The sequence below is a fragment of the Amycolatopsis sp. lyj-90 genome (genome assembly GCF_046549035.1).
Taxonomy (GTDB): domain Bacteria; phylum Actinomycetota; class Actinomycetes; order Mycobacteriales; family Pseudonocardiaceae; genus Amycolatopsis.
On the sequence record NZ_JAJPWP010000001.1, the window covers coordinates 949732 to 965192 of the forward strand.

Here is a 15461-nt window from a genome sequence, read left to right on the forward strand (position 1 = left end):
TACAGGTGAATCGAATGGTGAAGCCGGGCATCGCCGCGATCGCGGCGATCGTCCTGCTCGCTCAGCCCGTGACCGCGTCCAGCGCCCCGGCCGGACCGGTGGAATCACTGCTGTCGGTCAACAAACGCACCACCACGTCCACGGTCGAGAACGAGAGTTTCGGCGGCGCGCTCGCCGTCGACGGTGATTCGACGACCCGCTGGGCGAGCCTGGAGGGCGATCCACAGTGGATCGCGGTCGACCTCGGCGGTCCCGCGAACATCAGCCGGGTCAAGATCTTCTGGGAATCGGCCCACGCGAAGGACTACCAGGTCCAGGCATCCGACGACGGCCAGACCTGGCGAGACGTCAAGGCCGTCGTGGGCAGCGACGGCGGCCTCGACGAGTTCGCCGGCCTGAACACCTCCGCGAGGCACGTCCGGATCTTCGGCACCGCACGGGCGACCGAGTACGGATACTCGCTGTGGGAACTGGAGGTCTACGGCGTCCGGACCGGCGACGGCGACATCCAGCCGCCGTCGGTGCCGACCGGGCTCCGGCAGAAGTCGTCCACCACCGAGAGCATCACGCTCGGCTGGAACCCGGCGAACGACAACGTCGGTGTCGTCGAGTACGAGGTGCTGCGCAACGGCAACGTCATCGGCCGGTCGGCGACGACCTCCTACACCGACACGTCACTGGCGTCGGGTTTCGACTTCCAGTACGCGGTGCGGGCACGGGACGCGGCGGGGAACCTGTCCGGATCGACCTCGCCGGTGAAGGCATCGACCCGGCCTTCGGCGTCCGATGGCATCGTCATCGCCCTCGCCGGTGACATCGCGAAAGCGGAGCTGCCGTCGGAGCACCAGCGGACGGCGGAGCTGGTGAGCAAGATCAAACCCCGGTACGTGCTGACGGTCGGCGACAACCAGTACGTCGACGGCACCATCGAGGAGTTCCGGTCCTATTACGACAAGACCTGGGGCAAGTTCAAGCGGATCACCAAACCCACGCCGGGCAACCACGAGTGGAACAACGATCTGGCGGGATACAAGCAGTACTTCGGGAAGATCGCGACACCCAAGGGAAAGCCGTACTACAGCTTCGACGTCGGTGCCTTCCATTTCGTCGCCCTGGATTCGGACCCGGTGTACAACGGCGGCGGTGCCGAACAGGTGGCGTGGCTGCGCAAGGACCTCGCGAGGACCAAGAAGTCCTGTGTCGTCGGATATTGGCATCATCCGCGGTTCAATTCCGGGAACGCCGGAGACGCGAAGAGCATCGCGCCGCTGTGGAACGAGCTGGCCAAAGCGAAGGCGGACGTCGTCTTCGCCGGGCACGATCACCACTACGAGCGGACGAAGCCCCTGGACGTCAACGGGCATGTCGACGAGGCCAACGGCGTGCGGTCGGTCATCGCCGGGATCGGCGGCGACAGCCTTTATCTCGACTATAAGGCCCGTGAAGGTGTCGAGAAGATCTTGGGCAAGCACGGGGTGATGAAGCTGGTGCTCAAGGGGAAGACCTATTCCTGGGAGATCATCGGCACCAACGGGGAACTGCTCGACAAAGCAGGCCCGTACCGCTGCCGGTGACGGGAAAAGGAGACGGCGTGAAGCTTCCGGTGAAGTTCGTCGTGGCAGTGGCGGGTGTCGTCGCACTCGCCGCCGCCTCGGTGGTGTACGTGGTGCAGGCCAAGGCGAACAGCCCCGAGCGGCAGACGGCCGACGTGGCGATCGAGGTGGATTCCGCACAACCCGTTCTGCTGGGGGAGCCAGGAAGGCTGCTGTTCCGCAACGGTGCTCCGGGGCCGGGATACGGCAACGTCGCTTCGGTCCCCGTCTTCGAACCAGGGAGTCCGCGACGAATCAGTTCGCTCGCTTGTGAGCGGTTCTACACCGCGGCGGACGGCGGCCTGTGCCTGGCGAAAGAACCCACGCCGATGGCCGGCGCGGTCGCCCGGTTCGTCGACGCCGCGCTAGGCGAGGTCAAGCGGGTGGACGTCCCCGGGATCCCCAACCGCGCCAAGCTTTCGCCCGCCGGCCGGATGGGCAGCTGGACCACGTTCGTCACCGGCGACTCCTACTCGAAACCCGGCACCTTCTCGACCCGGACGGCCATCATGGACCGCGAGCGGAACGAGCTGTCGAGCAACATCGAGGGCATCCCGCTGCGGATCGGAGACGAGCAGCACCGCGGCGAGGACGTCAACTACTGGGGTGTCACCTTCGCCCCCGACGAGCGGACGTTCTTCGCCACGGTCGCCACCGGCGGGCGGACATTCCTGGTGCAGGGCGACAACGAGGCGTGGAAGGCGCGCACCCTGCGGGAGAACGCGGAGTGCCCGTCGCTGTCACCGGACGGCACGAAACTGGCGTTCAAAAAGCGCGTGGCGGATGGCGATGTCCGGCCCTGGCGCGAGCACGTGCTGGACCTGACCACGATGCGGGAGACCCCGCTCGCGGAGACGCGCAGCGTGGACGACCAGGTGGTCTGGCTCGACAAGGACACGATCGCCTACAGCCTGCCGCGGGGGAGCGGCAAGGAAAGCGACATCTGGTCCGTGCCCGCCGACGGCACGGGAGGGGCGCGGCTGCTGGTTCCCCTGGCGTCATCGCCGTCGGTCACCGTTGGCGCTCGGTAGCCCGGAATTCGCGCGTTGGAAGAAGAGGGTCGCTAAGCACTGATGGCGGAGTGAGGCCGCCATCCTCAAGATGCCTTCCGGACCGAGGTTCATGGATAGGGTGAACCCGGGATATCCAAAAGGGAAAGGCATTGTGCATGACGAGTCGGTTCGAATGGGTGACCATCGACAGTGTGGATCCGCGGCGGCTGGCGGATTTCTGGTGCGACGTTCTGGGGTACGTCGTTTATGCGGACAAGAACGGTGCCGCGGTCGAGATCGGGCCCGATCCGGAGGAGCCGGATGAACAGCGGTTGGCCGCGTTGCGTGGCGGGCCCGCTGTGCCGAGCATGGTCTTCGTCCGTGTTCCCGAGGCCAAGACCATCGTCAAGAACCGGCTGCACTTCGAGGTCTGCCCGATCGACAGCGACCAGCAGACCGAACTGGAGCGGTTGCTCGCGCTCGGTGCGTCCAAGACGGATGTGGGACAGGGAAACGGTCGGTCCTGGGTGGTACTGGCCGACCCGGAAGGAAACGAGTTCTGCCTGGCACGCAGCCTCGCGCCGGGGGAGTTCGACCTGTAGCCCGGAATTCCCGGTCCCGCTGTCCGGCCGGCACAGGGAGTTTCTTCTTTCGCCCCGATGGCTTTTGATCACTCGTCAGGCTGACTCCGGTTGTGCCGCAGGCCGTGCGGCACTGGACTGGTCACAGGTATCCAGTCTCCTGTGGACGGAAGGACATGACCATGTTTGGCTGCTCACGCCGTAAGCAGGCCGGCGTGCTGATTTCCGCGGCTGCGGCCATCTTGGTTGCCGCCCCGGTCGTTTCCGCGGCTCCGTCTGCGGTCGTTGCGGCCCAACAGCCGGCGGTGAAGAGCGGTGATGCGATGTACACCGTCTCGCCGGGACCCGGTCGTGAACCGTACTATTGCTCAGCGGGGTTCGCGATCCTCGTCAAGGGCGTCCGGTACATCCTCACGGCCGGGCATTGCACCGAACACGGGCTCGACTGGCAAGGCATCGGCCCCAACGTGGACACGCACTTCCCGGTGACCGATTACGGCCGTGTCCGGGACCTCTCCGGCTCCGGGCACAGCCGGGTCAACCTCTACGACGGCGGCACCCAGCGGATCCTGCGGGCGGGCATCCCGCAGGTGGGGCAAACGGTGTGCAAAAGCGGCATGGCGACGAAGAAGACGTGCGGGAAGGTCCTCGGCCTCAACCAGACCGTGAACTACGGCAAGGGCAAGCAGGTCATCGGGACGATCGCGACCGACATCCCGATCGAGAGCGGTGATAGCGGCGGCCCGTTGTTCGCTGGCGGCGTCGGCTACGGAGTGCTGTCCGGCGGGAACAGTCAAGTCAGCTTCTTCCAGCCACTACGGTCCGTGCTCGCCGCCTACGGCGCCACCCTGGCCTGAGAGGCATGCCCGGGAGAGAGATCCGGGACGGGCTTGCCGTGGCTTCCGCGCTGTGCGTCGCTAGATCCGTTCGAAGATGAGGTCGAAGTCCTTGCGCCAGGTGGATCCGTGGTCTTCGGATGCTTCCCAGCGTGCGGTGATCCGGTCTGGTTGGACGTCCGCGATGAAGCGTTGGTGCATGTCGGGGTCCTGGCGATCCAGGTGCCAGCGTGTGCCGTCGAAAGTCATGGCGAAGACCCGGCAGACACCTCGCTCGTCGTGGTAGAGGGCTGTGTAGGTGTCGCGGGCGTCGCTACGGCCGAGAACCAGGACCATCTCGCTCGCGGCCTTGTCGTCGTCACCCATGGTCCAGCGGAGAACCACGAACGCGTCACCGAGCCACTCGACCGTCGCTGAACCAGGCACCTCCTGGTCGGCGGGGTCCAGGAACCAGGCGTTGCACAGCGTTGTCCGCCACGAGCCGACCAGGACGTCCAGTTGCCGCATGGCCTCGTTACGCATGGCTATCTCCCTGACATCGGGCCCGAGCTCGAAGGAGTCTCGCGGGGGACTGCCTTTTCTGCGCCGAGGGACTTCAACCCAAGACTATCGGCCCTGAAAAAGAAAGAGCCCCTGGTTTGTACCTCAGGTACAAACCAGGGGCTTCGTCTTCCGGTCGGGCTGACAGGATTCGAACCTGCGACCCCTTGACCCCCAGTCAAGTGCGCTACCAAACTGCGCCACAGCCCGGACCCGTACTCCGTGGAGTGCGATGTGAGTACTTTAGCGGGTCCCGAACAGGGCCTTGCAACCAGGGGTCACTGTGTGTCTGAGCTGGGAAAACGGACCGTGAGGGCCGCCCTGCCGCAATCGGGCGGCCCTCACGGAGTCACTGTGGGTTGTCGGCGTGCGTGAGGGTCTGCCAGGAGACGAACAGGCTGTTGGTGCCCGCCGGGCGCTGGCGCAGGGTGAGGGCCTCGGTGTTGCTCATGGTGTGCCCGAGGCGCGTGTGGAGGTGGTTGTAGCCGACCTCGGTGATCGGGCCGAGGCCGAGCTTCAGGCTGCCGCCACAGAGCCACGACGGGACGGCCGCGCCCATCTGGTACTTCGCGTGGAAGCCGAGGCCTTCGCGGAGGCGGTCGGCGATTTCGGGGTAGAGGTCCTGGCCCTGGATGCGGCTGGTTTCGGCGAAGTTCGCGATGGCGGCGAGGCCGTAGCCGGTGTGGGTGAAGTCGCGGCAGGTCTCCTGCGAGAGGCCGTTGACGAACGTCGTCTGGCCTTGCCAGTACTTCACGATCTTGTCGCGGGTGTCCAGGCCGCTGCCGGGCGCGGTCTTCGGGAGCGCGCCGTCGCTGGTCAGGTAGAGGTAGGCGGGGACGCGGGTGCGGAACTTCGCGACGGCCTTGTCGTAGCTCGCCTTGTCGTCGAGGAACACCGAGATGCCGATCGCGGCCTCGGTCATGCTGAGTTCCCAGTTTCCGTTGCTGTGACTGCCGTTGATCACCTCGGGCAGGTACACGTTCCGGAGCATGGTGCCGAAGCGGCCGGAATTCGGCCAGCCGGTGTAGGTGTGCTTGATGATCTCCGCCGCGCGCGGCCATGAGGAGGCCGACCATGCCGATTGCAGGGGAGCGTTGCTGTTCGTGTGGTCCTTCAAGACCGCGGACCAGGCATCCATGATCTCGATCGCCTTCGTCGCGTATTTCGCGTCGCGTGTGATGTACCAGGCGAGGGAGAGGGAATACGCGGCGATCGCGTCTTGCCGTTCATCGGTACAGCCGAGATTCGGGTTCGAATAGGGGCCGCATTCGACGACGGCGCGCGGTTTCGGTGACCGGGACAATGAGGCGTACGAGCTCGACATCATCGCGTCGTACGCCTGTTTCCACGGTTGCGCGCCGGCCTGGACCTTGGTGCGCACGAAGTCCAGTTGCGGGCGGCTGACCAGTACGCCGGGGTGGGTGAACGTGGCCGGTGCCGCTTGCGCAGGGGCGCTGAGAAGGCCCAGTGCCAACGGGACGAGCGTGGTCAGGGCGAGCAGTTTCCTCGGTAGGGACATGGTTCTCCTCGGGCGGGTGTGAGCCAGGTCACCGGCGGCGCGTGATTCAGTGTCATGGTCTGAACCAGTTGCGTCAAGACCTTAATTCGCCCTCAAAAGAAAGGAGTTCCCGCTGATCGGAATCAGTGCCGCCAAGGACCGACGAATGCCGGGCTTCCGATCGGATAGCTGCCGATCAAGCGCCAGGTCGCGAGTTCGTAGGCCTGGACCACGTGCTCACTCTGCGACGCGACATAACAATGCTCGCCGACAACGGAGAAATGCCGCGGCCATTCGCCGGTCCCGTGATCGGCGACGGCCTTCGGGAGGACACCGTCGAAAGCGAACTCCGTGATCGTTTCGGGGCCCCGGTTCGACATGAGGAGCCGATCGCCGTGCAGAACGAGCTGTCCTGGGAGGTTCTCGCCGCCGGGCTCGAGCGTCGCGGGGATCGAGTTCTCCACGGAGAACGTGCCTGGCGGTTCTTCGCGCATTGTCACCAGCGAGGCGGCCAGTTCGCCGACGACGTAAGCGTGGTTCGTGCCCGGGCGCCGGACCAGCTGCCGGGGGCCGGTCCCGGCGGGCAGCGCCGACACCGAGACGGGGATCAGTTCGCCTTCCTCGCCGAGGCGGTAGCTGCGGATCTCGTCGGTGCCCAGGTCGACCGCGCTGACCAGCGTCCCGGTCTCGTCGACCACGGCCATGTGCACGTGTGCGGCTTCCTGCCGCTCCGTGTCGGGTCCGGTGCCCTCGTGCTGGACCAGCGCTGTGCGCACGGTGGGAACGCCGTCGGGCCCCAGCGCGAACGCGGCCAGGCTGCCGCCGCTGTAGTTCGCGCACACCAGGAAGCGGCCATCGGGAGTGATCCCCAGGTGGCACGGATCGGCCCCGCCGGTCGGGAGCGAGTTCAGGGCCTCGAGGGTGCCGTCCTCGCCGACCGCCACGGTGGTGATCGCGCCTTCGGCCGTTTCGTTCGCGGCGTAGAGCACCGGCAGCGTCGGGTGCGGGGTCAGCCAGCTCGGCGAGTCCAGTTCGAGCGAGCCCGCCGGGGTCAGTCGCCCGGTCCGCCTGTCGCGCCAGAAGGTGCCGATGCCTTCGCCATCGCCGTTGCTCGCGGCGGTGTAGGAGCCGACGATGAGCAGTGTCCGGTCGTCGTTCGCAGGAGTCACCAGGCACACTGTGCAGCAACCCGAGGTGGAGGTGAATCCCTTTTGACCACATCCTGTGCGATCGTTTCGGGAGCGGCGTCCGGTATCGGCGCGGCCACCGTCGCCCGCCTGGCCGCGGCCGGCCACACCGTCGTCGGCGTGGACATCAGCGAGCAACCCGGGGCGGAACACAGCGTCGTCGGCGATGTGTCCGACGAAGACACCTGGCAGCGAGCCGTGGACCTCGCCGAGCAGACCTGCGGCGGAGTCGATGTCCTGGTCAGCAACGCGTTCACCGCCGTGATGGCGCCACTGCACGAGCTCGGCCGGAAGGACTGGGACCGCCAGCTGGACGTCAACCTCGCGGGCGCCTACCTCGGCGCCAAGGCCTGCCTGCCGTCGTTGCGGGAGCGTCGGGGGTCGATCGTGCTGGTCTCCTCGGTGCACGCCCTGATCGGGTTGCCCGGGAGGCCCGCGTACGCGGCGAGCAAGGGAGCTTTGGTCGCGCTCGGCCGTCAGCTGGCCGTGGAGTACGCGCCTGACGTCCGCGTGAACTCGGTGCTGCCCGGTCCGATCTTCACCCCTGCGTGGGACCGCGTGTCCGAGGCCGATCACGCCCGCACCGTCCGGGCCACCCCTGCGGGAAGGCTCGGAGATCCCGCCGAGGTCGCCGAAGTGATCGCTTTCCTGGCCTCGCCGGCGGCCTCCTTCGTCACCGGGACGCAGCTGGTGGTGGACGGCGGCTGGTCTGCGACCAAGGACTCGATCTAGGAGCCCGGGGTGCCGGTGACGAAACACCGGCACCCCGGGAACCGTTACTTCAGTGAGTTGTCCACTGTGGTCATGAGGGATCCGGTGTCACCCGACATCTCCCATGCCATGACTCCGAGCAGTCCTCTGGTCTTGAGCCAGGCGACCTTCTGCTGGATGGACCAGGCGTCGTCGAAGGTCCACCATTGCCCGCCGTTGCCCGTGTAGCACGCCGTGGCCACGGCCGCGGTGTCGTGCTGGACGGTGCAGTTCGGGACACTGGCCAAGAGATTCGCGTAGCCACGAGTACCTGCTTCCTCGGGGAACTGGCCTGGCGCGGCTCCGGTCGCGCTCTGCCATTCGCCCTTCTTGCCGCCGTCCGCGACCCCTTGCCATCCTCGCCCGTAGAAGGCGAGCCCGAGGGTCAGTTTCCGTGGATTGGCCCCGGCGTTGGTGTAGGCGTTGATCGCCGACTCCACACTGAACTTGAAGTTGTACGGGTCGTCCGCGTCGGCGTAGAGGTTGCCCTGATGGCCGGTGCGGTTCGGCTCCCACGAGTTGTCGCTGCCCGAGCCGTGGAAGTCGTAGCCCTGCACGTTGGCGACGTCGAGGTAGTCGAAGATCTTCGGGATCTCCCAGCCACCGCTCACCTTCGCCGGGTCGGCGGGGGTGAACGCCTGCAGTTCGTACCGCTTGCCGGTGGTGGCGCCGTAGGCGTCCATCTGTGTGCGGAACTCGGCCAGCAGGGCCGTCAGGTTCGTCTTGTCGTTGGCGCTCCAGTGGTTTCCGGGGTGCCCGTCCGGACTGCCCGGCCACTCCCAGTCGATGTCGATGCCGTCGAAGATGCCCGCGGCCGTTCCCGGCCCGCCGGCCCCGCCGTACGCCTTGATGTTCCCCTTCAGGTAGGTGTCGATGCACGACGCGACGAACTTCTGCCGTGACGCGGGGGTGGCCGCGACGTCGGAGAAGTACTTCGAGTAGGTCCAGCCGCCCAAGGAGATGAGAACCTTCAGATTCGGGTTCTTGACCTTGAGCTTCTTGAGCTGGTTGAAGTTGCCGCGCAACGTTTCCCAGCCGGTGTCGCCGACGCCGTCGACGGACTGGGCGGCGGACATCGGCCGTGAGTAGTCGGCTTCCGCGTCGCCCGCGCCGTCGCCCTGGTTCGGGTCCTGGGGATTGGACGTCGTTCCCTTGGTGACACCCGAAAGGCAGGTGTGGTTGACCGGGTCGATGTTCCCGAAGGCATACAGCAGATGCGTCAGCTTGCTCGCGGATCCGTTGGTCACCAGGTTCTTGACGAAGAACTGGCGGCCGTAGATACCCCACTGGACGAAGTAGCCGACCCGGGCGTACCCGTTCACGATGTCGCCGGTGCGAGCGCTGACGGCGGCGCTCGCGGCGGAGACGTTGTCGTACCCGTCACGGGCTTTGACCGTGAAAGAGTACGAAGTGGACGGTGAAAGCCCGCTCACCGTCGCGGTCGTCCCGGCCACCGTGGTGACGAGGTCCGCGCCGCGGTAGACGTCGTAGGAGACGACGCCGGTGTTGTCGGTGGACGCGTTCCACGCCAGGGAGACCGAGCTCGACGTGACCGCGGTCGAGCGGAGGTTCGACGGCGCCGTCGGTGCCTGGGTGTCGTCGCCCGGGTTGTTGGTGGTCACCGCGAGCGCCGGGGTGGGCGGGGACTTGGCGTCCTTCCGGTCCTTGGCGACGACGGTGAAGCTGTAGGCCGTGTTCGGCGTCAGCCCGGTGATCCGTGCTTCGGTGCCGGTGACCGACGCCGCCAGTGTGGTGCCCTGGTAGACGTCGTAGCCGGTGACGGGCAGCGAACCCGGTGCCGCCGCGTTCCAGGCCAGCGCGGCGGTCGTGGTCGTCTTGGCCACGAGGCGGAGGTTGGCCGGGGTCGACGGCGGGGCGTCGCCCGAACCGTCACAGTTGGCGTCGTCGATCCGGCACGTGGTCGGGTTGACCGCCGTGCTGAGCCGGAACGACGGGCTGTACGGGTAGGTCGAACGGCCCGGCGCGAGGGATTTGATGTAGTACGCCGGGACGAGGGTGACCTGGTTGCCCGACTGGGAAACAGTGGCGTTGGAACCGCTCGTCGCGGTCACGCCGGCGGGGACGGTGAAGGTGATGGACCAGTCGGCGACGGTTTCGCTGCTGGGGTTCGTGACGGTGTACTCGCCGGTGGTCCCGGTCAAGGTGAAGGCGGCGCGGAGGCGGCCCGCCGCCATCGCCGGAGTACCCGCGGCCACGAGGAGCCCGGCTGCGAGGAGTGTCACGGTGAGTGCGCTGAGTAGTCGTTTTCTGGTGCGTCTCATGGCGGTTCTCTCCAAAAGAGGCGGCGAGACTGACCTGTGCTGAAACTGGCGCGTGTGGTCTAGACCACACTTGAATGTAGCGCGGCTCGCATAAAAGGTCTAGACCGATTCGTCGGTCGTGAACCTGTTCGGCCCCGCATGCGGACAACAAGTGACACTGACTGACGGCGAAGGGCGGTTCATGAGTTCATCTGGGGCGGATCCGGGGGACTGGGACGACGCGGAACTGATCGCGAGGTCGGTGACCGCGCCTGAGTGGTTCTCCGCGATCTTCGACCGGCATGCCGCGCACATCCACCGCTACCTGGTCAGACGCGTCGGCCCGGCCGCCGCGGAGGACGCGCTGGGGGAGACGTTCCTGGTGGCGTTCCGCAAACGCGAGGGGTACGACACCGAGCGCCGCGAGGCCCGGCCTTGGCTCTACGGGATCGCGACCAACCTCGTGGCGCAGAGGCGTCGTGACGAGGTCAGGGAGCTGAAGCTCCGGGAGGCTCTCGGCCCGCCACCCGACGAGGAAGGGCACGCCGAGCGTGTCGCGGATCAGGTGACGGCCGAGGCGATGGGGAAACTGCTGGACTCCGCGCTGGCGGAACTCGCGGACGGCGACCGGGACACGCTCACGCTGTTCGCGGCGGAAGGCCTGAGTTACGAGGAAGTGGCCGCCGCGCTGGACATCCCGCTCGGCACCGTCCGCTCGCGGCTGAATCGCGCGCGCCGGAAGGTCCGGGAAGCACTGGGGCGCCCGGACATCACGACTTCGAAGGAGATCGCCAACCATGGATGAACTGAAGCTGATCGCCGAGCGGACGGACTCGGTGCCCCTCGCGGAATCCGGCGTACTCGGCCCGGCCCGCGCGCGCTTGATGGCCGAGATCGCCGCCGCCGAGACGGAAAACGTGGTGCCGCTGAAGAAACGGCGGCGCTGGGTCTGGACCGGGGTGGGAGCGGCAGGTCTGGCCGCGGCCATCACCGCCGTCGTGGCGCTCACCCCGGCCGGCCTGGAACCGCCCGCGGCCACGGCGGACCCCGAGGCCGTGCTGCGCAGTGCCGCCGCGGCCGCGCTGAAGACACCGGACACACCGCCGAAACCGGACCAGTTCGTCTACACGAAGACCAAGCAGCCCGACGGTGAGCGGGAATCGTGGATTTCGGCGGACGGTACCCGCGACGGGATGATCAGGAGGGCGGACGGAAGTTCCTTCCCGCTTCCGGGCTGCCGGAACGGGCAGGCGCAGGCGTACAAGGGCGAGGAGCCGATCGAGGGTGTCACGGAGCCGTGCACGCCACGGCCCGGCTACCGGGCGGATCTCCCCACCGACGCGGACGCGATGTTCGCCTACCTCAACGCCGACCACAGCGGCGAGAAGGGCGACTACAACGCGCTGGGCAAGGACGTCCTCGCGCTGGCGAACGAAAACCACCTTCCGCCCGCCGTCCGGGCGGCCCTGTACGGCGCGGCGGCCAAGGTTCCCGGGCTTCGCGCCGTCGACCACACCAAGGACGCGGCGGGCAGGCCCGGTGTCGGCATCACCTGGCCGCTCGGGCCGCATGACGACCCCAAGGTGGCGAAACCGGTCGTGATCGTCTTCGCCGCGGACACTTTCCAGTACCTGGGCACGAATTCGACCGCCGCGACCGCGTCCGGTGTGGTGGACGCGGTCGGTCAGCGGCCGTAGCGGATCAGCGGCCGGTGAAGGTCGCCTTGCCGGGGCCGTCGGCGAGGAACGACTTCACCGCGCCGCGCAGGTCCTCAGTGTCGAAGAGCCCGGCGGCGATCGTCGTGATGTGCTCGTTCGCCTCGGCGACGCCGCCGTGCTCGTAGTGTTCGAGGACCTTCTTGGTGGCCGCGTGCGCCCTGGTCGGCCCCTGCGCGAGGTCGTCCGTGAAAGCGCGGACGGCCTCGTCGAAACCGTCCGCCGGGAGCACGCGGTTCACCACGTTCCAGCGTTCGAGGGTCGCGGCGTCATAGGTCGCGCCGGTCATCACGAACTCTTTCGCGCGGCCGACACCGGCGCGGGCGGCGAGCCGCTGGGTTCCGCCCATGGTCGGCGTCAGGCCGACGACCCGTTCGACGAGCCCGAACTTGGCCTTCTCGGTCGCGAGGATGATGTCGCAGGCGACAGCGACCTCGAAGGCCCAGGTCAGGCACAGGCCGTGGGCGGCGAACACGGTGGGGAACGGGAGTGCGGCGATCCGGTCGGGGATCGCCAGCATCTCGTCGAAGAGCACCTTCGCCTCGGCCGCGGAGGACTGGGCGTCGAACAGGGAGACGTCGACTCCGCCGCTGACGATCTTGCCCTCGGCCCGGATGATCGCCGCCCGCGGCGGGGTGGCCTCCAGATCGCCGATCGCCTCGCCCAATTCCTGCTGGAGTACCGCGGTGTAGAGGTTCAGAGGCGGCGAAGCGATGGTCAGGACGGCGACGTCGTCCTCGCGGTCGAGGTGGATCGAGGTGGCCAAGGCGGGGTCCCTCCGTAGATCGTTTTCCGTGACCCTAGCCGGAGGCGTCCGCGAGTTCGTCCCATTGGGCCTGTGCTTCTGGTCGCCATTCGACGTGCTGCCGGTGGAAAAGGTCCGCCGCGCGCACGCCGCTCCAACCGTCGGGGAGCAGTTTTAGCGGAAGACGGGGATCGAGGAACGGGAAGCTGCGCCATTCGTGGACGAGTTCGGTCTGCGCGCGCAGGATGCCGTGTTCACCGGAGGGGTGGGTGCCGGTGAAGCGGTCGATGAAGTCCTCGTAACGGTCTTTGAGGTCGCTGAGATCCCAGGACCGCGCGACCATCGTCTCTTGGTCGCCGACGTCGCCGTACGCGGCGGTGAACGACATCGCCTGCGCGTCGAGGCCGAGTTCCTGCACGATCTGCTGGGCCTCCCGCTGGCGGCTGAGATCCGGGCTGACCCAGACGCCCGCCACCGGCGAACCGAACCCGGCCCAGGTCAGGCGGGTGCGCAGCCGGTGCCGGAGATCCCGCTTCGCTTCGGGGACCGAGACGATCAACATCAGCCAGCGGCCGTCCCAGTCCTTCTCTTCGTTGCCGAAGGCGTATATCCGTTCCGCGCCCTCGGTCATGAGGCGCCTGCCTGGTGGGGTGAGAGACCAGCGCACTCTTCGTCCGACCCGTTCGGAGACGACCCAGCCCTCGGCGGAGGACCGGGCCAGCGCCTGCCGCGCGGACTTCTCTTCGATGTCGAGCACTCGCAGCGCTTCGACCAGCGTGGACGTCCAGATCGCCTGGTCACGAGGCAGGACGTACTCGCCGAGGATCGTCATCAGCAGCGATCGCGCGCTGGCATGACTGACTTCCCGCCGCCTGCTCATCGTCGGCCTTCGGGCACCGCCTTTCTGCTGGTGGACGACGGGGACCGGGGTGGCGGAGTCCGCCATTTGCTGTCACCGACCTCAATGCTCGGGGATTCGTTCGGGTCCAGAAGAACAACCAGGTTACCCACGTTCCGTGATCGCTTGGATACTTGCCACTCTTCCGAGGGACCACGAGTCGTTCAATCGGTCCCCGTAGACTTACTGATCTCATGAGCGCCACACTCGTTGCCAAGGATCTCGCCGCCGGCCACGGCGACCGTGTTCTCTTCTCCGGTCTCGACCTGGTCGTCGCCCCGGGCGAAGTGATCGGTCTCGTCGGTGTGAACGGCGCGGGCAAGTCGACCCTGCTGAAGACTCTCGGCGGCCTCGTACCGCCGGAAGAGGGAAGCGTCCGGCTGAACCCGCCGACGGCCACCGTCGGTCACCTCCCGCAGGAGCCGGACCGCCGTGAGGGGGAATCCGTCCGCGCGTTCCTCTCGCGCCGCACCGGCGTCACCGCCGCGCAAGCCGCGCTCGACGCCGCCACGGAGGCGCTGACCGCGGGCGAATCCGGATCGGACGACGCCTACGGGATCGCTCTCGATCGCTGGCTCGCGCTCGGCGGGGCCGACCTGGACGACCGGGCGGCCGAGGTCGTCGCGGACCTCGGGCTCACGGTCAACCTCGACCAGCCGATGCTGTCGCTGTCCGGCGGGCAGGCGGCGCGGGCGGGGATGGCCTCGCTGCTGCTGAGCCGCTACGACATCTTCCTGCTCGACGAGCCGACGAACGACCTCGACCTCGACGGGCTGGAGCGGCTCGAGCGGTTCGTCACCGGGCTGCGCGCCGGGACCGTGCTGGTCAGCCACGACCGGGAATTCCTCGCGCGCACGGTGGACCGCGTCGTCGAACTCGACTTCGCCCAGCAACAGGTGCGGACCTACGGCGGCGGTTACGAGTCCTATTTGGAGGAACGCGCCGTCGCGCGGCGGCACGCGCGCGAGGAGTACGACGAGTACGCGAACACCAGGGCTTCGCTCGAGGCCCGTGGCGCGATGCAGCGTTCGTGGATGGAGAAGGGCGTCAAGAACGCCCGGCGCAAGGCCACCGACAACGACAAGGTCGGCCGCAAGTTCCGGAGCGAGGCGACGGAGAAGCAGGCGTCGAAGGCCCGCCAGACGGACCGCATGATCGAACGCCTGGACGTCGTCGAGGAACCGCGCAAGGAGTGGGAACTGCGGATGGAGATCGCCGCCGCGCCCCGGGCGGGAGCGGTCGTGGCGACCCTGCGCGGTGCGACGGTGCGACGGGACGGGTTCACCCTCGGTCCGGTGGACCTGCAGATCGACTGGGCGGACAAGGTCGCGATCACCGGGGCCAACGGCGCCGGGAAGTCGACCCTGCTTGCCGCCCTGCTCGGCCGGATCGTGGTCGACGAAGGTGCCGCGTCGCGCGGCTCCGGTGTCGTGGTCGGCGAGGTCGACCAGGCGCGGAAGCTGTTCCTCGGTGACCTGCCGCTCGTCGAGGCCTTCGCCCGCGAGGTCCCGGAGCTCGCCGACGCGGACGTGCGGACTCTGCTGGCGAAGTTCGGCCTGAAGGCCGCGCACGTCCTGCGGCCGGCGGCCACGCTGTCGCCGGGGGAGCGGACGCGGTCGGCGCTGGCGCTGCTGCAGGCGCGCGGCGTCAACCTGCTGGTGCTCGACGAGCCGACCAACCACCTCGACCTGCCCGCGATCGAGCAGCTGGAGTCGGCACTGGCGGAGTACCCCGGGACGCTGCTGCTGGTGACGCACGACCGGCGGATGCTGGACGCGGTCGCGACGACGCGGCGGCTGGAAGTGGCCGACGGGAAGGTCACCGAACTCTGAGCATCTAGAGGACTGGTTGCGGTAGTCGGCATCA

The 15461-nt window shown here is 67.7% G+C and carries 14 protein-coding genes and 1 tRNA gene; 8 read left to right on the plus strand and 7 right to left on the minus strand.

The window, feature by feature from the left end; all coding sequences use genetic code 11:
* Positions 1-14: 14 nt before the first annotated feature.
* The 4 genes from ACLJPX_RS03915 (at position 15) to ACLJPX_RS03930 (ending at position 4022) form a co-directional block, all read left to right on the plus strand.
* On the plus strand, positions 15-1574 hold the full coding sequence (locus ACLJPX_RS03915; protein ID WP_410599088.1) for a discoidin domain-containing protein: 1560 nt from the start codon (positions 15-17) through the stop codon (positions 1572-1574).
* Between the two features lie 17 nt (positions 1575-1591).
* Positions 1592-2623 carry a hypothetical protein gene (locus ACLJPX_RS03920; RefSeq protein WP_410598760.1) on the plus strand — a complete coding sequence of 344 codons (1032 nt, stop codon included), beginning with the start codon at positions 1592-1594 and terminating at the stop codon, positions 2621-2623.
* Positions 2624-2760: 137 nt separating this feature from the next.
* On the plus strand, positions 2761-3186 hold the full coding sequence (locus ACLJPX_RS03925; protein ID WP_410598761.1) for a VOC family protein: 426 nt from the start codon (positions 2761-2763) through the stop codon (positions 3184-3186).
* A 284-nt stretch (positions 3187-3470) separates the two neighbouring features.
* Complete coding sequence (locus ACLJPX_RS03930; protein WP_410598762.1) at positions 3471-4022, plus strand: S1 family peptidase; 552 nt, start codon at positions 3471-3473, stop codon at positions 4020-4022.
* Between the two features lie 60 nt (positions 4023-4082).
* Here the strand turns inward: ACLJPX_RS03930 and ACLJPX_RS03935 are convergent, their stop codons facing one another.
* The 4 genes from ACLJPX_RS03935 to ACLJPX_RS03950 all read right to left on the minus strand — a co-directional run bounded on the left by ACLJPX_RS03935 (position 4083) and on the right by ACLJPX_RS03950 (position 7208).
* Positions 4083-4523 carry a hypothetical protein gene (locus ACLJPX_RS03935; RefSeq protein ID WP_410598763.1) on the minus strand — a complete coding sequence of 147 codons (441 nt, stop codon included), beginning with the start codon at positions 4521-4523 and terminating at the stop codon, positions 4083-4085.
* A 154-nt stretch (positions 4524-4677) separates the two neighbouring features.
* Positions 4678-4751 (minus strand) — tRNA-Pro (locus ACLJPX_RS03940).
* A 139-nt stretch (positions 4752-4890) separates the two neighbouring features.
* Complete coding sequence (locus tag ACLJPX_RS03945; RefSeq protein WP_410598764.1) at positions 4891-6060, minus strand: alginate lyase family protein; 1170 nt, start codon at positions 6058-6060, stop codon at positions 4891-4893.
* A 122-nt stretch (positions 6061-6182) separates the two neighbouring features.
* Positions 6183-7208 (minus strand): lactonase family protein, encoded by a 1026-nt coding sequence (locus tag ACLJPX_RS03950; protein WP_410598765.1) that lies wholly within the window; start codon positions 7206-7208, stop codon positions 6183-6185.
* A 42-nt stretch (positions 7209-7250) separates the two neighbouring features.
* Here ACLJPX_RS03950 and ACLJPX_RS03955 point away from each other — a divergent pair, with 42 nt between their 5' ends.
* A complete protein-coding gene (locus tag ACLJPX_RS03955; protein WP_410598766.1) occupies positions 7251-7958 on the plus strand; it encodes an SDR family NAD(P)-dependent oxidoreductase in 708 nt (235 codons plus the stop codon).
* A gap of 44 nt (positions 7959-8002) precedes the next feature.
* Here the strand turns inward: ACLJPX_RS03955 and ACLJPX_RS03960 are convergent, their stop codons facing one another.
* On the minus strand, positions 8003-10171 hold the full coding sequence (locus ACLJPX_RS03960) for a glycosyl hydrolase family 18 protein (RefSeq protein WP_410599089.1): 2169 nt from the start codon (positions 10169-10171) through the stop codon (positions 8003-8005).
* A gap of 268 nt (positions 10172-10439) precedes the next feature.
* Between ACLJPX_RS03960 and ACLJPX_RS03965 the strand changes: the two genes are divergently transcribed.
* Positions 10440-11042: an RNA polymerase sigma factor gene (locus tag ACLJPX_RS03965; RefSeq protein ID WP_410598767.1), complete on the plus strand. Its 603-nt coding sequence runs from the start codon at positions 10440-10442 to the stop codon at positions 11040-11042.
* Positions 11035-11934, plus strand: coding sequence for a CU044_5270 family protein (locus tag ACLJPX_RS03970; RefSeq protein ID WP_410598768.1), 900 nt, complete (start codon positions 11035-11037; stop codon positions 11932-11934). The genes ACLJPX_RS03965 and ACLJPX_RS03970 overlap by 8 nt, the downstream gene beginning before the upstream one ends.
* Positions 11935-11938: 4 nt before the next feature.
* Here ACLJPX_RS03970 and ACLJPX_RS03975 read toward each other — a convergent pair whose 3' ends face one another.
* Together ACLJPX_RS03975 and ACLJPX_RS03980 are read right to left on the minus strand one after the other, a co-directional pair.
* Complete coding sequence (locus tag ACLJPX_RS03975) at positions 11939-12718, minus strand: enoyl-CoA hydratase/isomerase family protein (RefSeq protein ID WP_410598769.1); 780 nt, start codon at positions 12716-12718, stop codon at positions 11939-11941.
* A 34-nt stretch (positions 12719-12752) separates the two neighbouring features.
* Positions 12753-13643 carry a PaaX family transcriptional regulator C-terminal domain-containing protein gene (locus ACLJPX_RS03980; protein WP_410598770.1) on the minus strand — a complete coding sequence of 297 codons (891 nt, stop codon included), beginning with the start codon at positions 13641-13643 and terminating at the stop codon, positions 12753-12755.
* A gap of 146 nt (positions 13644-13789) precedes the next feature.
* On the opposite strand from ACLJPX_RS03980, the gene ACLJPX_RS03985 reads away from it, so the two are divergent.
* Positions 13790-15427, plus strand: coding sequence for an ABC-F family ATP-binding cassette domain-containing protein (locus ACLJPX_RS03985; protein ID WP_410598771.1), 1638 nt, complete (start codon positions 13790-13792; stop codon positions 15425-15427).
* Positions 15428-15461 lie beyond the last annotated feature (34 nt).

Coding starts and splice junctions, on each gene's coding strand:
- ACLJPX_RS03915 (WP_410599088.1), top strand. CDS start 15: ATGGTGAAGCCGGGCATCGCCGCGATCGCGGCGATCGTCCTGCTCGCT.
- ACLJPX_RS03925 (WP_410598761.1), top strand. CDS start 2,761: ATGACGAGTCGGTTCGAATGGGTGACCATCGACAGTGTGGATCCGCGG.
- ACLJPX_RS03935 (WP_410598763.1), bottom strand. CDS start 4,523: ATGCGTAACGAGGCCATGCGGCAACTGGACGTCCTGGTCGGCTCGTGG.
- ACLJPX_RS03945 (WP_410598764.1), bottom strand. CDS start 6,060: ATGTCCCTACCGAGGAAACTGCTCGCCCTGACCACGCTCGTCCCGTTG.
- ACLJPX_RS03960 (WP_410599089.1), bottom strand. CDS start 10,171: ATGGCGGCGGGCCGCCTCCGCGCCGCCTTCACCTTGACCGGGACCACC.
- ACLJPX_RS03965 (WP_410598767.1), top strand. CDS start 10,440: ATGAGTTCATCTGGGGCGGATCCGGGGGACTGGGACGACGCGGAACTG.
- ACLJPX_RS03970 (WP_410598768.1), top strand. CDS start 11,035: ATGGATGAACTGAAGCTGATCGCCGAGCGGACGGACTCGGTGCCCCTC.
- ACLJPX_RS03980 (WP_410598770.1), bottom strand. CDS start 13,643: ATGGCGGACTCCGCCACCCCGGTCCCCGTCGTCCACCAGCAGAAAGGC.
- ACLJPX_RS03985 (WP_410598771.1), top strand. CDS start 13,790: ATGAGCGCCACACTCGTTGCCAAGGATCTCGCCGCCGGCCACGGCGAC.